This is a genomic window from Streptomyces sp. NPDC045287 (genome assembly GCF_056432325.1).
Map to the genome: position 1 here is coordinate 318312 of NZ_JBWKJG010000004.1, position 14058 is coordinate 332369.

Below are 14058 nucleotides of genomic sequence, written 5' to 3' on the forward strand. Positions count from 1 at the left end.
TCATTACCGTACAGCCCCGGACCGCCGCCTTACGAGCCCGGACCGCCGACCCGTACGAAACCCGGACCATGAGCCGCACGGACCCTGACCGCCGGCCCGTACGGGCCGGGAGCGCGGGCCGTCAGCCCGTACGGGCCGGGGTCAGTGGCTCCGCCGCGTCACGAACTCAGCCAGCGCCAGCAGCTCCCCCGCTGCATCGAGGTCCGGCACCGCGCACGACAGCTCGTGCACCGCCCGCGCCATCCGGTCCGCGGCCTCCGCCTGCGCCCAGTCCCGGCCGCCGGCCCGCTCGACGATCCCGGCGGCGCGTGCCACGTCCTCCTCGTCCAGGGCCGGCCGCCCGTACAGCTCGGCCAGCTCCGCGCCCTCGGCCGTCCCGGACGTGAGCGCGGCGACGACGGGCAGCGACTTCTTGCGGGCGGCCAGGTCCGCCCCGGCCGGCTTGCCGGTGCGCCGCGGGTCGCCCCAGATGCCGATGAGGTCGTCGATCAACTGGAACGCCAGCCCGGCCTGCCGGCCGAACGCGTCCATCGCGGCGACCTCGGCCTCCCCCGCGCCCGCGTACAGCGCGCCCAGGGCGCAGGCGCAGCCGAGCAGCGCGCCCGTCTTGGCCTCGGCCATGGCGAGGCACTCGTCGAGGGTCACGTCGCCGGGACGGCGCTCCTCGAAGGCGCAGTCGGCCTGCTGTCCCGCGCACAGCTCGACCACGCACGCGCCGAGCCGGGCCGCGGCCGGCGCCGACGCCGGGTGCCGCTCCGCGGCGAGGGCGGTCAGGGCGAGGGCCTGCAGGGCGTCGCCGGTGACGAGCGCGTCGGGCACGCCGAAGACCGCCCACGCGGTGGGCCGGTCCCGGCGGGTGCGGTCCTCGTCGACGATGTCGTCGTGGAGGAGGGTGAAGTTGTGCACCAGCTCCACGGCGGCGGCGGCCCGCACGGCGGTGTCCGGGTCGCCGCCCAGGGCGCGGGCCGAGGCGAGGACGAGGGCGGGGCGGACCGCCTTCCCGGCCCGGCCGGCGGCTTGTGTGCCGTCGGCGTGCTCCCACCCGAAGTGGTACATGGCCACGCGCCGCAGCGGGGCGGGCAGGGCGGCGAGGTCGGCGCGCAGCCGGGGGGCGACGACGGCGTGCGCGCGGTCGAGGAGCGCCGCCGCGTCCCGGTCGCCGTCCTCGTACCACGTGCCGGTCCTGTCCGTGCCGGTCAGCGTCACCCTCTCCTCCTCCGCTCGTGCGCGTACGTCCCGGGGCGGGGGCACGGGCGGGGCGCGCCGGTGCAGGGCGCGCCCCGCCCGTACCCGGTCCTCACCTCCAGCGGCCGATCTCGACGTTCTCCAGGATCCCCAGGGCGTCCGGCACCAGGATCGCCGCGGAGTAGTAGGCCGTGACCAGGTACGAGATGATGGCCTGCTCGTCGATCCCCATGAAGCGCACCGACATGCTCGGCTCGATCTCGTCGGGGATCCCGGTCTGGTGGAGGCCGACGACGCCCTGCTCGGACTCCCCGGTGCGCATGCAGAGGATGGACGTGGTGCGGGCCTCGCTGATCGGGATCTTGTTGCAGGGGAAGATCGGCACGCCGCGCCAGGTGGGGATGCGGTGCCCGCCGACGTCGATGCTCTCGGGGACCAGGCCGCGCCTGTTGCACTCGCGGCCGAAGGCGGCGATGGCCTTCGGGTGGGCGAGGAACATCTTGCTGCCCCGGCGGCGGGACAGCAGCTCGTCCATGTCGTCCGGGGTGGGCGCGCCGTCGTGGGGCTGGAGCCGCTGGCCGTAGTCGCAGTTGGCGAGGAGGCCGAACTCGTGGTTGTTGACCAGCTCGTGCTCCTGGCGCTCGCGCAGCGCCTCGACCGTGAGCCGCAGCTGCTGCTCGGTCTGGTTCATCGGCTGGTTGTAGAGGTCCGCCACGCGCGTGTGGACCTTCAGCACGGTCTGGGCGACGCTCAGCTCGTACTCGCGCGGGGACGGGTCGTAGTCGACGTAGGTGTGCGGGATGACCGGCTCGCCCTGGTGCCCGGCGGAGAGGTCGATCGCCTTCTCGCCGTACTTGTTGGTCCGCTGCCGCGGGATCGCGGCCATGCCGGCCAGGTGCTCGGCGAGGGTCCCGGCGCGCTCGGCGAGGTTGAGGACGTCGGCGCGGGTCAGCTCCAGCGTCACGCAGGCGGTGGCGGCGCGGTGGGTGTACTCCCAGGTGGCCCCGCCGTCGAGGAGGGACGCGTCGCCGAAGTACCCGCCGTCCGCGAGGACGTCGACGACGGCCTCGTCGCCGTACGGGCCGGCGCCGACCTTCTCGACCTTGCCGTGCGCCAGCAGGAAGACCCGGTCCGCGGGGGCCCCGGCCTCGGCGATCACGTCACCGGGCGCGAACGCGCGCTGGGAGCACCGCCGGGCCAGCTCGGCGAGCGCCGCCTCGTCGCCGTATCCGCGCAGGGCGGGCAGTTCGCCCAGTTCGGCGGGGATCACCTCGACCCGCTCGCCGGTCTGCACGAACGTGACGCGGCCGTCGCCCACGGCGTACGTGAACCGCCGGTTCACCCGGTACGTGCCGCCCTGGACCTGCACCCACGGCAGCATCCGCAGGAGCCACCGGGAGGTGATCTCCTGCATCTGGGGCGCCGACTTGGTGGTGGTCGCCAGGTTCCGCGCGGCGGCGGTGCCGAGGCTCTGCTGCGGGGGGTCCTGCTCCACCCGGGCGCCGTCGCCGACCGAACCAACCGAACCAACCGACATGAGAGGTCCCCCTCGATGATCTGAATCCGTCCTGCCGGCGAAGCCTTTCAGTACACACTGTGAGGATGCCATTACACGAATGGGTGGGATTGGAGAGTGGAGAAGAGGGCAGAGAGACGTGGTTTTCGATTTCCGCAGCGCTTCCATCCGGCGAAAAGTCGATCATGGGTGCGAATCGGTTCGCACGCCGCGCGAAGCCGCACAATGGGCGGGTGACCTCCCTCGACCCCGCCGCCGCCCTGGAGCCGCGGCTGCCCTCGCCGCTGCGGCCGGCCGACGACGACCGGTTCGCCCGGCGCGGCCTGCGGCTGCTGCTGAAGCGGGACGACCTGGTCCACCCGGACCTGGTGGGCAACAAGTGGCGGAAGCTGGCGCCGAACCTGGCCGCGGCGGCCGGGCGGCCGGTGCTGACCTTCGGCGGGGCGTACTCGAACCACCTGCGGGCGACCGCGGCGGCGGGGCGGCTGCTGGGCTTCCCGACCATCGGAGTGGTCCGCGGCGACGAGCTGGCCGGGCGGCCGCTGAACCCGTCGCTGGAGCGGTGCGCGGCGGACGGGATGCGCCTGGTGTTCGTCGACCGGGCGACGTACCGCGCGAAGGGCGACCCGGAGGTGGTGGCGCGGCTGCTGCGGGACGCGCCGCGGGGCACGGTGGTCGTCCCGGAGGGCGGCAGCAACGCGGCGGCGGTGCGCGGCTGCGCGGAGCTGGGCCGGGAGCTGCGGGGCCGGGCGGACGTGGTGGCGGTGGCGTGCGGCACGGGCGGGACGCTGGCCGGGCTGGCGGCGGGCCTGGCGCCGGGGCAGCGGGCGCTGGGCGTACCGGTCCTGAAGGGCGGCTTCCTGGGCGGGGAGGTGCGGGCGCTGCAGACCGCGGCGTTCGGCGGGCCGGTCGGCGAGTGGAGCCTGGACGACCGGTTCCACTTCGGCGGGTACGGGCGGACGGGCCCCGCGCTGGAGGCGTTCGCGGAGGACTTCGCGGCGCGCCACGGGCTCGCGGTGGAGCGGCTCTATGTCGCCAAGATGCTGTACGCGCTGGTCGCGCTGGCGGAGGAGGGCGCCTTCGCACCTGGTACGACGGTCGCCGCGGTGGTGACCGGACGGCCGGATCCGGACAGGGGGTGGCGGACCTGAGACGCGGACGGTTCGATCGCGCGGCGCATGGGTACGTCAACCCTCCGCCAATTCTTCAGGATTGGATGCCGCAGGCCCCTAGCCACTGTATGTACCCATATGCTTACCATGAGTGACGGGTGTCGGTCCGGGACCCCGGCGACACGGCGGCACGGATCGCGATAGCGTCACGGCGACTACGCATTCCTGCGTACCGCACGGTTCCGGGGGGGTCTCGCTCCTCCCGGTCCCCGAACGAGTTTGTGCCACCTTGGAGGTGAGGGTGTCCCAGATCGCAGGCGAGCCCGGGACCCAGGACTTCGTGGAAGTCCGGCTGCCCGCTGCGGGTGCCTACCTGTCCGTGCTGCGTACGGCCACGGCCGGCTTGGCAGCGCGCTTGGACTTCACCCTCGACGAGATCGAGGACCTGCGCATCGCGGTCGACGAGGCGTGCGCGATCCTGCTCCAGCAGGCCGTGGCCGGCTCGGTCCTCAGCTGCGTGTTCCGGCTGATCGACGATTCGCTGGAGGTCACGGTGTCGGCGCCCACGACCGACGGCCGCGCCCCCGAGCGGGACACGTTCGCCTGGACGGTGCTGTCCGCCCTGGCGGGCAAGGTGGACTCGTCGGTCGCGGACGACCGTACGGTCTCGATCAGCCTGTACAAACAGCGCGGCGCGGGTCCCGGGCCGGCGTGAGGGACGGGGGCGGTCCGGTGCGGAACGAGGAGCGCGGCCCGCGGGCCGTGGACGCGGCGGAGGGCATCGCGGGCATCCCGGAGCAGCAGGCGCGGCCGCACCCGGTGGACGGCCTGGCGGAGGCGCCGGAGCGGGCGCGGGCGGAACGGGCGGCACGGATGGGCGAGAGCGAGCACGAGCAGCGGAACAGGGGCCAGCAGCACGATCCACAGGACCGGAGCGGCGCACGGGCGATGTTCGTCGAGCTGCGCGGCCTGCCGGACGGCTCGCCGGAGCGGGCCGAGCTGCGCAACCAGCTGGTGCGGATGCACCTGCCGCTCGTCGAGCACCTCGCGCGCCGGTTCCGGAACCGGGGCGAGCCGCTGGACGACCTGACGCAGGTCGCGACGATCGGCCTGATCAAGTCCGTGGACCGGTTCGACCCGGAGCGGGGCGTCGAGTTCTCGACGTACGCGACGCCGACGGTCGTGGGCGAGATCAAGCGGCACTTCCGCGACAAGGGCTGGGCCGTCCGGGTGCCGCGGCGTCTCCAGGAGCTGCGGCTGTCGCTCACGACGGCGACGGCGGAGCTGTCCCAGCGGCACGGACGGTCGCCGACCGTGCACGAGCTGGCGGAGAAGCTGGGGATCTCCGAGGAGGAGGTCCTGGAGGGCCTGGAGTCCGCGAACGCGTACTCGACGCTGTCGCTGGACGTGCCCGACACGGACGACGAGTCGCCCGCGGTCGCGGACACGCTGGGCGCCGAGGACGAGGCGCTGGAGGGCGTCGAGTACCGGGAGTCGCTCAAGCCGCTGCTGGAGGGCCTGCCGCCGCGGGAGAAGCGGATCCTGCTGCTGCGGTTCTTCGGGAACATGACGCAGTCGCAGATCGCGCAGGAGGTGGGCATCTCCCAGATGCACGTCTCCCGGTTGCTGGCCCGCACGCTGGCCCAGCTCCGGGAGAAGCTCCTGGTGGAGGAGTGACGCCACCGGCGGGCGGGCCGGGGCGGGCCCGGCGGCCCGTCAGGGGGTGTGCCGGGTGATGCCCAGGGCCCGGGTGGTGGCGGGGTGGACCAGGAGCACCAGCGCGGCCACCGCGGCCACCGCCAGCGCGATCCCCGCCGGGATCGCCGCGCCCGCGCTCGTCAGGAGCGTGTACGCCACCGGCAGCGCCAGGATCTGCGTGATGATCGCCGGTCCCCGGCTCCAGCTGCGGCACAGCAGCAGGCCCCGAGCCGCCAGCAGCGGAATGAGGCCGAGCGCGATGAGCGTCGCAGCGCCGGTGAGGGCCTGGGTGACGTCGTCGGGGGTGCCGGTCAGGGTGTTCACGAGGACGTAGACGCCTCCGGCGAAGAGGGCGAGCGCCTCCAGTCCGGCCACCGCCGCGGCGGCCGTCACGCGGGGAGGACGCGTCGTGGGGGCGGGGTTCTGTTCGGTGCTGCTCACCCCAGCAGGGTAGCCGCCCGCTCCCGGCCCCCCTGGGCGCGGTACCGCGCGGTAGGTAACCTGGCGGGCATGCGCGCACTTCTCGTGGTCAACCCGGCAGCCACCACCACGAGTGCCCGCACCCGTGACGTGCTGATCCACGCGCTCGCCAGCGAGATGAAGCTGGACGCCGTGACGACGGAGTACCGGGGCCACGCCCGGGACCTCGCCCGGCGGGCCGCCGACACGGAGGACGTCGACCTGGTCGTCGCGCTCGGCGGGGACGGCACGGTCAACGAGGTCGTCAACGGCCTGCTGCACCGCGGCCCCGACCCGGACCGGCTGCCGCGGCTGGCGGTGGTGCCCGGCGGGTCCACGAACGTGTTCGCCCGCGCGCTCGGCCTGCCGAACGACGCCGTCGAGGCGACCGGCGCGATCCTCGACGCCCTGCGCGAGCAGCGGAGCCGGACGGTCGGTCTCGGCCTCGCGGCCGGTACGCTCGGCACGGAGGACGAGGCGGTGCCGGCCCGCTGGTTCACGTTCTGCGCGGGCCTCGGCTTCGACGCGGGCGTGATCGGCCGCGTCGAGCAGCAGCGGGAGCGGGGCAAGCGGTCGACGCACGCCCTGTACCTGCGGCAGGTCGTCCGCCAGCTGCTGGTGGACCCGCACCGGCGGCACGGCACGATCACGCTGGAGCGGCCGGGCCACGGTCCGGTCGAGGACCTGGTGCTGTCGATAGTCTGCAACACGGCCCCCTGGACGTACCTGGGGAACAAGCCCGTGTACGCGTCGCCGGAGGCGTCCTTCGACAAGGCCCTCGACGTGCTGGGGCTGAACCGGCTCTCGGGGCCCGCCGTCGCCCGGTACGGGACGCAGTTGCTGACGTCCAGTCCGGAGCGCGGGCCGCGCGGCAAGCACGCGGTCTCGCTCCACGACCTGACGGACTTCGCCTTGCATTCGAAGGTCCCGCTGCCGTTCCAGATGGACGGAGACCACCTGGGCCTCCGCACGAGCGTGACGTTCACAGGCGTTCGCCGTGCACTGGGTGTGATTGTGTGAGTAGAAGGGCCCTTGGCCCTTTATCTCGAACGTATGGGCTGGGGTCCACCCCATGGAAGTACGGCTGTGACCTAGCCGACACCGAGGAATCAAAAAAAACTTTCCGGAAGGGGTTGTATCCGCCGCCGAGGTTTGCGAGTCTCTACGTGGCGATCGGGACGGCCCGCAGCACCGGCCTCCAGTGAGAGCCAGAACCCCTCCTCAAACCAGGTCCACACCAGTTCATCTGGCCGTCGACCCTTCCCTTGCGGAGGGATTCGTGAAAGCGTTCACATTCACAAGCAACTTGCATGCAACACCAAGGAGAGGTAGCAGCCATGGACTGGCGTCACAACGCCGTTTGTCGTGAGGAAGACCCCGAGCTGTTCTTCCCCATCGGCAACACCGGTCCTGCGCTGCTGCAGATCGAGGAAGCCAAGGCCGTCTGCCGTCGCTGCCCCGTGATGGAGCAGTGCCTGCAGTGGGCGCTCGAGTCCGGCCAGGACTCCGGCGTCTGGGGTGGCCTCAGCGAGGACGAGCGCCGCGCGATGAAGCGCCGCGCCGCCCGTAACCGGGCGCGGAACGCCAGCGCCTGAGCACCGCCACCGCGCCTCCCGAGTAGCAGCGCGCAGCAGTAACCCACAGCGTTCGAGCCCCGGACCGTACGAATCGGTCCGGGGCTCGCTGGCGTTCGCGCCCCGGGCGCGCCGGGGACGCGACCGGGGCGGCGGCTACTTCTGCGCGCGGACCGGCACGTCCAGCACCACGCGCGTCCCCCGGTCGGGCGCCGGGCGCATGTCGAACGTGCCGCCCAACTCCCCCTCCACCAGCGTCCGTACGATCTGGAGCCCCAGGTTGCCGGCGCGCTGCGGGTCGAAGCCCTCCGGCAGGCCGCGGCCGTCGTCCTGAACGGTGATCAGCAGCCGCGGGTCGCGCCCCTCGCCGCGGACCGCCGTGACCTCCACCGTCCCCTGCTCGGCCGGGGCGAAGGCGTGCTCCAGGGCGTTCTGCAGGACCTCGGTGAGCACCATCGACAGGGGCGTGGCGACCTCGGCGTCGAGGATGCCGAAGCGCCCGTTGCGCCGGCAGGTCACCTTGCCCGGGGAGATCTCCGCCACCATCGAGATCACCCGGTCCGCGATGTCGTCGAACTCGACGCGCTCGTCCAGGTTCTGCGACAGGGTCTCGTGGACGATGGCGATCGAGCCGACCCGGCGCACCGCCTCGTTCAGCGCCTCCCGGCCCCGGTCGGAGTCCATCCGGCGGGCCTGGAGGCGCAGCAGCGCGGCGACCGTCTGGAGGTTGTTCTTCACCCGGTGGTGGATCTCCCGGATGGTGGCGTCCTTGGTGATCAGCTCGCGTTCGCGGCGGCGCAGTTCCGTCACGTCGCGGAGCAGGACGAGCGAACCGATCCGGGTGCCCTTCGGCTTGAGGGGGATGGCGCGGAGCTGGATGACGCCGCTGTTGCCCTCGATCTCCGTCTCGCGCGGGGCGTAGCCGCTGGCCAGTTTGACGAGCGCCTCGTCGACCGGGCCGCGGGAGGGCGCCAGCTCGGCGGTGATCTGGCCGAGGTGCTGGCCGACCAGGTCGGCGGCGAGGCCGAGGCGGTGGTACGCGGAGAGCGCGTTCGGCGAGGCGTACTGGACGACGCCGTCCGCGTCGAGCCGGATCAGCCCGTCGCCGGCGCGCGGCGAGGCGTCCATGTCGACCTGCTGCTCGGGGAAGGGGAAGGTCCCCGCGGCGATCATCTGGGCGAGGTCGGAGGCGGACTGGAGGTAGGTGAGCTCCAGCCGGGAGGGCGTGCGCACCGTGAGCAGGTTGGTGTTGCGGGCGATCACGCCGAGGACGCGGCCCTCGCGCCGTACGGGGATCGACTCGACCCGTACGGGGACCTCCTCGCGCCACTCCGGGTCGCCCTCGCGCACGATGCGGCCCTCGTCGAGGGCGGCGTCGAGCAGCGGGCGGCGACCGCGGGGGACGAGGTGGCCCACCATGTCGTCCTGGTAGGAGGTGGGCCCGGTGTTGGGGCGCATCTGCGCGACGGAGACGTACCGGGTGCCGTCGCGGGTGGGGACCCACAGCACGAGGTCGGCGAAGGAGAGGTCGGAGAGCAGCTGCCACTCCGAGACCAGCAGGTGGAGCCACTCGAGGTCGGAGTCGCCGAGGGCGGTGTGCTGGCGGACGAGGTCGTTCATGGACGGCACATCCGCGAGCGTACCTGTGCGGTTGAACCTGGTGCTTTGCCGGTCCGTGGTGGAGGATGTACCGGCAACCGCCTCCCGTCAGCGGATGGACAGGAAGAATTGGTCTAGTCCACAATGGGTGGTAAGGCTTCCGTCCTCCCCGCACAGGAGGGCGGACCGGGGCTCCGGCGCTCTCTGCCCTGACTGCGTCGAGGCCTCACCCACGGCCGCGGGACCGCACACCCCCGGCCGTTGCAACTCCGGGCTGCGGTGCCGGACGGGTTGAGGGTCCCGTCGCGGCGCCGCGGCCCGCGGGTGCCTCCGAGGCCCGCGCGCGGCCCTCAGCGGGTCTCCGTCACCTTCGCCAGGGCCCTCGGCGCGTCCGGGTCCTGCCCGCGGGCGATCGTCACCTCGTACGCGAGGAGCTGGAGCGGCAGGATCTCCAGGATCGGCTGGAGCTCCTCCGGAACGCCGTCCACCGGCAGGACGAACCCGGCCGACGCCGCCTCCACCTGGGCCTGCGGCCCCACGACGAACAGGTCCGCGCCCCGGCCGCGCAGCCGGTCCAGGACCGGCTGGAGCGCCTCCCCGCCGCGCCCGTCGGTCACCACGGCGATGACGGGCGAGACGTTGTCGACCATGGCGAGCGGGCCGTGCAGCAGGTCGGCGCCGGAGTAGGAGAGCGCCGGGATGTAGCTGGTCTCCATCAGCTTCAGGGCGGCTTCCTTGGCCGTCGGGTAGCCGTAGCCGCGGGAGGTGATCACCATCCGCTCGGCGAACCGGTAGCGGGCGGCCAGGGCGCGCACCTCGTCCTGGCGGGCCAGGATCCGCTCCGCCAGGTCGGGCAGGGCCCGCGCCGCCGAGCCGTCGCCACCGCCCAGGCCCTCCACGAAGAGGTAGAGGGCGAGCAGCGACGCCGTGTACGTCTTCGTGGCGGGGAGCGCCTTCTCGGGGCCGGCGAGGATGTCGATGTGGTACTCGGACACGGCCGCGAGCGGGGAGTCCGGGTTGTTCGTCACCGCCAGCGTGATCGCCCCCGCCTCCCGGGCCGCCTGCGTGGAGGCCACCAGGTCGGGCGAGCCGCCGGACTGGCTGACGGTGATCACCAGGACGTCGGCCAGCCTGGGCCGCGCCCCGTACGCCGTGGTCGTCGACATGGAGGTGAGGCCGCAGGGCAGGCCGAGGCGGACCTCCAGGAGGTACTTGGCGTACAGCGCGGCGTTGTCGGAGGTGCCGCGCGCGGTCAGCAGGACGAAGCGCGGCTCGCGCGCGGCGACGGCCTGCGCGACCGCGCGGATGCCGGGGGCGCCCCGCTCCAGGATGCGGCGCAGCACGGCGGGCTGCTCCGCCATCTCCCCCGCCATGATCCGTCCGGGCTCGTCGCTCATGGGTCCCAGTCGACCAGGGATCCCGGCGGTCCGCCAGCGGTGCCCGCCCGTCCGGCGGGCACCCGGCCGGCGGGCCCCGCCGGCGGGCCGCGAGCCGGGCCGCGCGCGGGGCGCGGAGGCGTGGGGTGGCGGGCACCGTTCTGCTAGATTGGTCTATACCACCTTCCGTGTGACTCCCTTTCCCCTCCTCCCAGATCGGCAGGCCCAGCGTGGAAGTTGTCATCGTCCAGGACGCCAAGGCAGGCGGCGAGCTCATCGCGGAGGCGATCGCGGCCCTCCTGCGCCGCAAGCCCGACGCTCTGCTCGGCGTGGCCACCGGCTCGACGCCGCTGCCCATCTACGACGCCCTGACCGCCAAGGTCCGCTCGGGCGCGGTGGACGTCTCGCGCGCCCGGATCGCCCAGCTCGACGAGTACGTCGGGCTGCCCGCCGGGCACCCCGAGTCGTACCGCTCCACGGTGCTGCGCCAGGTCGTGGAGCCGCTGGGCCTGGGCCCGGAGTCGTTCCTGGGCCCGGACGGCACCGCCGACGACGTGCAGGCGGCGTGCGAGGCGTACGACCGGGCGCTCGCCGAGGCGGGCGGCGTGGACCTCCAGATACTCGGCATCGGCACGGACGGGCACATCGGCTTCAACGAGCCCTGCTCGTCGCTCGCCTCCCGCACCCGCATCAAGACGCTCACCGAGCAGACCCGGATCGACAACGCCCGGTTCTTCGACGGCGACATCGACCAGGTGCCGCACCACGTCATCACCCAGGGCATCGGCACCATCCTGGAGGCCCGCCACCTGGTCCTCCTCGCCACCGGCGAGGGGAAGGCCGAGGCGGTCGCGCAGACCGTCGAGGGCCCGGTCGCCGCGCTCGTCCCGGCGTCCGCGCTCCAGCTGCACCCGCACGCGACGGTCGTCGTCGACGAGGCCGCCGCCTCCCGGCTGAAGCTCGCCGACTACTTCCGCCACACCTACGCCAACAAGCCCTCCTGGCAGGGCCTGTAGAGCGGCGCCGAGCCCCGCGGAGCACGCGGAAGGGGCCGGGCACCCTCCTCGGGTGCCCGGCCCCTTCGCCGTGTGCGCTACGCGCCGGCGACGACTTCCGCCGCCGCGATCCCGCAGACCCGCGCCGCGCCGTGCGTCGCGATGTGCAGGGCCCCGCGCGGCGGAGCCTGGTTCAGGCCCATCTCCACCACGACCGTGTCGGGGCGGGCGGCGAGCAGCCCGTCCAGCGCCTCCCTCATCCAGGCGTGGCGGTGCGCGTCGCGCACGACGGCCACGATCCGGCGCTCCCCCGCCGCCCGCAGCACGTCCTCGGCGACCGCGTCCGGGCCGTACGCCCCCGTCCGGGTCCCCGGCAGCAGCCGTTCCAGCTCGGCGCCGACGCCCCACGGGGTCTCGTCGCCCACGGCGATGTTGGCGACCGGCGCGAAGGACGCCACGTACGGCGCCGACCGCGGCGGCGCGTACGGCGCCGACCGCGGCGGCGCGTACGGCGCCTGACCCGGTGTCACGCGCAGCGCGCGGCGCGCCGCCACCAGACCGATGCCGGTGCCGGGCGCGGTCCCCTCCTGCACCGCCGCGCCCGGCTCCGATCCGGCCCCCCTGGCCCGGTGCGCCTGGGTCCAGGACGCGAGGGCGCGTACCCGCGCCGCCGCGTCGGCCAGCCGCTCCTCGGACAGTTCACCGGTCCGTACCGCCTCCACCAGCGCGTCGCGCAGGCTCAGTACGGTCTCCTCGTCCGCCAGGCCGCCGCCGACGCAGATGGCGTCGGCGCCCGCCGCGATCGCGAGGACGGAGCCGCGCTCAATGCCGTACACCGACGCGATGGCCTGCATCTCCATGCCGTCGGTGACGATCAGCCCCTCGTAGCCCAGCTCCTGGCGCAGCAGTCCGGTGAGGATCCGCGGGCTCAGGGTGGCGGGGCGGTCGGGGTCGAGCGCGGGCAGCAGGATATGCGCGCTCATCACCGATTTGGAACCCGCGGCGATGGCCGCGCGGAAAGGCGCCAGCTCACGGGCGTGCAGTGTGTCCAGGTCCACATCGATGCGGGGCGTCGCGAGGTGTGAGTCCACATTCGTGTCGCCGTGTCCGGGGAAGTGCTTGGTGCAGGCGGCGACGCCGGCGGACTGCATGCCCTCGATGTACGCCACGGTGTGCCGGGAGACGAGCCGCGGGTCGGCGCCGAAGGACCGCACGCCGATGACCGGGTTGTTCGGGTCCGAGTTGACGTCGGCGGACGGCGCCCAGTTGAAGTCCACGCCGCAGGCGGCCAGGCGGCGGCCCAGTTCGTGGGCGACGGCACGGGTCAGGTCGGTGTCGTCGACGACGCCGAGCGCGAAGTTCCCGGGGAAGGAGGAGCCGGTGCGGACCTCCAGGCGCGTGACGTCGCCGCCCTCCTCGTCGATGGCGACGAGGATGTCGTCGCGCTCGGCGCGCAGCCGCGCGGTGAGGGCGGCCAGCTGCTCGGGGGTGGCGATGTTGCGGCCGAACAGGCCGACCGAGGAGAGCCCCTCGCCGATCCGGCGCAGCAGCCACTCCGGCGGGGTGGTGCCCACGAAGCCGGGCTGGAGGACGGTGAGGGCGTCGCGGGTGAGCGTGTCGGAGGTGCCGCGTACGAGTGTGGTCATGGGACCGGTCATCCCTTCACTGCGCCGGCCGTGAGACCCGCGGCCATCTTGCGCTGGACGAGGAGGAAGAGGATCACGATCGGGACGGCCATCATGGTGGAGCCCGCCATCATCGGGGCGTACTCGGTGCCGTTCTTCGTGATGAAGTTGCCGAGCCAGACGGTGGCCGTCTGGTTCTGCTGGCTCATCAGCATCAGCGCGTACAGGTACTCGTTCCAGGCCTGGATGAAGCCGTAGACGGACGTCGCGACCATGCCCGGGGCGAGCAGCGGGAAGACGACGCGGACGAAGGCGCCGGTGCGGGTGCAGCCGTCGACCATGGCCGCCTCCTCCAGCTCCTTGGGGATGTTCACGATGAAGCCGCGCAGGGTCCAGACCGTGAACGGGAGGATGAAGGTCAGGTACGTGATGATCAGACCGGTGATCTTGTCGTACTGACCCAGGTCGTTGAGGAGCAGGAAGACCGGGATGATCATGGCGACGAGCGGGACCATCTGGACGGCGAGGATGCCGACGATGACGACCTTGCGTCCGCGGAAGGCGAACCGCGAGATGGCGAGCGCCGCGAGCATGCCGACCCCGATGCCGATGACCACGACGACCAGGGAGACGACGAGGCTGCGACCGACCGGGCCCCAGAAGTCGGCGATCTGCAGGGCGCGTTCGAAGTTCTCCAGCGTGAAGGTGGAGGGGAAGAAGTGCGGGTTCGGGTCGATCGCGTCCTTGGCCGGCTTGAAGGCCGTGTTCACCATCCAGTAGACGGGGAAGCCGAGGATGGCGAAGACGAGGAGGCCCAGCAGGTTCCAGCCGAGCTTCCCGGCGCGCGGGCGGCCGGGGGCGGTCCGGGGGACCTTGGCGGCCGGGGCCGTCGGGGCGGCCGGGGTCGCGGGGTCGGCCG

At 73.2% G+C, this 14058-nt stretch carries 13 protein-coding genes; 6 read left to right on the forward strand and 7 right to left on the reverse strand.

Annotated elements, in window-relative coordinates; translation table 11 throughout:
* Positions 1-141: 141 nt before the first annotated feature.
* On the reverse strand, positions 142-1206 hold the full coding sequence (locus AC07D6_RS09720; protein ID WP_391652641.1) for a family 2 encapsulin nanocompartment cargo protein polyprenyl transferase: 1065 nt from the start codon (positions 1204-1206) through the stop codon (positions 142-144).
* Positions 1207-1297: 91 nt separating this feature from the next.
* A complete protein-coding gene (locus tag AC07D6_RS09725; protein WP_315875738.1) occupies positions 1298-2722 on the reverse strand; it encodes a family 2B encapsulin nanocompartment shell protein in 1425 nt (474 codons plus the stop codon).
* Between the two features lie 212 nt (positions 2723-2934).
* On the opposite strand from AC07D6_RS09725, the gene AC07D6_RS09730 reads away from it, so the two are divergent.
* The 3 genes from AC07D6_RS09730 (at position 2935) to AC07D6_RS09740 (ending at position 5490) form a co-directional block, all read left to right on the forward strand.
* Complete coding sequence (locus tag AC07D6_RS09730; RefSeq protein ID WP_479043181.1) at positions 2935-3852, forward strand: 1-aminocyclopropane-1-carboxylate deaminase/D-cysteine desulfhydrase; 918 nt, start codon at positions 2935-2937, stop codon at positions 3850-3852.
* A gap of 262 nt (positions 3853-4114) precedes the next feature.
* Positions 4115-4528, forward strand: a complete 414-nt coding sequence (locus AC07D6_RS09735) for an ATP-binding protein (RefSeq protein ID WP_028963827.1) — start codon at positions 4115-4117, stop codon at positions 4526-4528.
* A gap of 17 nt (positions 4529-4545) precedes the next feature.
* Positions 4546-5490, forward strand: a complete 945-nt coding sequence (locus AC07D6_RS09740) for an RNA polymerase sigma factor SigF (RefSeq protein WP_315875742.1) — start codon at positions 4546-4548, stop codon at positions 5488-5490.
* Between the two features lie 39 nt (positions 5491-5529).
* Here the strand turns inward: AC07D6_RS09740 and AC07D6_RS09745 are convergent, their stop codons facing one another.
* Positions 5530-5952 carry a hypothetical protein gene (locus tag AC07D6_RS09745; RefSeq protein WP_315875743.1) on the reverse strand — a complete coding sequence of 141 codons (423 nt, stop codon included), beginning with the start codon at positions 5950-5952 and terminating at the stop codon, positions 5530-5532.
* Positions 5953-6021: 69 nt separating this feature from the next.
* Here AC07D6_RS09745 and AC07D6_RS09750 point away from each other — a divergent pair, with 69 nt between their 5' ends.
* Both AC07D6_RS09750 and AC07D6_RS09755 read left to right on the forward strand, forming a co-directional pair.
* Complete coding sequence (locus AC07D6_RS09750) at positions 6022-6990, forward strand: diacylglycerol/lipid kinase family protein (protein WP_479043184.1); 969 nt, start codon at positions 6022-6024, stop codon at positions 6988-6990.
* Between the two features lie 317 nt (positions 6991-7307).
* Positions 7308-7565, forward strand: coding sequence for a WhiB family transcriptional regulator (locus tag AC07D6_RS09755; RefSeq protein WP_003953983.1), 258 nt, complete (start codon positions 7308-7310; stop codon positions 7563-7565).
* A gap of 135 nt (positions 7566-7700) precedes the next feature.
* Here AC07D6_RS09755 and AC07D6_RS09760 read toward each other — a convergent pair whose 3' ends face one another.
* A complete protein-coding gene (locus tag AC07D6_RS09760; protein WP_315875878.1) occupies positions 7701-9164 on the reverse strand; it encodes a sensor histidine kinase in 1464 nt (487 codons plus the stop codon).
* Positions 9165-9493: 329 nt separating this feature from the next.
* Positions 9494-10540, reverse strand: coding sequence for an SIS domain-containing protein (locus AC07D6_RS09765; protein WP_315875750.1), 1047 nt, complete (start codon positions 10538-10540; stop codon positions 9494-9496).
* Positions 10541-10749: 209 nt separating this feature from the next.
* Here AC07D6_RS09765 and nagB point away from each other — a divergent pair, with 209 nt between their 5' ends.
* The gene (nagB, locus tag AC07D6_RS09770) at positions 10750-11535 is read left to right on the forward strand and encodes a glucosamine-6-phosphate deaminase (protein ID WP_315875751.1); all 786 of its coding nucleotides are present in this window, start codon (positions 10750-10752) and stop codon (positions 11533-11535) included.
* Between the two features lie 77 nt (positions 11536-11612).
* Here nagB and AC07D6_RS09775 read toward each other — a convergent pair whose 3' ends face one another.
* Together AC07D6_RS09775 and AC07D6_RS09780 are read right to left on the reverse strand one after the other, a co-directional pair.
* Positions 11613-13160: a glycoside hydrolase family 3 protein gene (locus AC07D6_RS09775; protein WP_479043186.1), complete on the reverse strand. Its 1548-nt coding sequence runs from the start codon at positions 13158-13160 to the stop codon at positions 11613-11615.
* 8 nt (positions 13161-13168) lie between these two features.
* A complete protein-coding gene (locus AC07D6_RS09780; protein WP_315875879.1) occupies positions 13169-13960 on the reverse strand; it encodes a carbohydrate ABC transporter permease in 792 nt (263 codons plus the stop codon).
* Positions 13961-14058: the final 98 nt, after the last annotated feature.

Coding starts and splice junctions, on each gene's coding strand:
- AC07D6_RS09725 (WP_315875738.1), bottom strand. CDS start 2,722: ATGTCGGTTGGTTCGGTTGGTTCGGTCGGCGACGGCGCCCGGGTGGAG.
- AC07D6_RS09755 (WP_003953983.1), top strand. CDS start 7,308: ATGGACTGGCGTCACAACGCCGTTTGTCGTGAGGAAGACCCCGAGCTG.
- AC07D6_RS09750 (WP_479043184.1), top strand. CDS start 6,022: ATGCGCGCACTTCTCGTGGTCAACCCGGCAGCCACCACCACGAGTGCC.
- AC07D6_RS09760 (WP_315875878.1), bottom strand. CDS start 9,164: ATGAACGACCTCGTCCGCCAGCACACCGCCCTCGGCGACTCCGACCTC.
- AC07D6_RS09765 (WP_315875750.1), bottom strand. CDS start 10,540: ATGAGCGACGAGCCCGGACGGATCATGGCGGGGGAGATGGCGGAGCAG.
- AC07D6_RS09775 (WP_479043186.1), bottom strand. CDS start 13,160: ATGACCACACTCGTACGCGGCACCTCCGACACGCTCACCCGCGACGCC.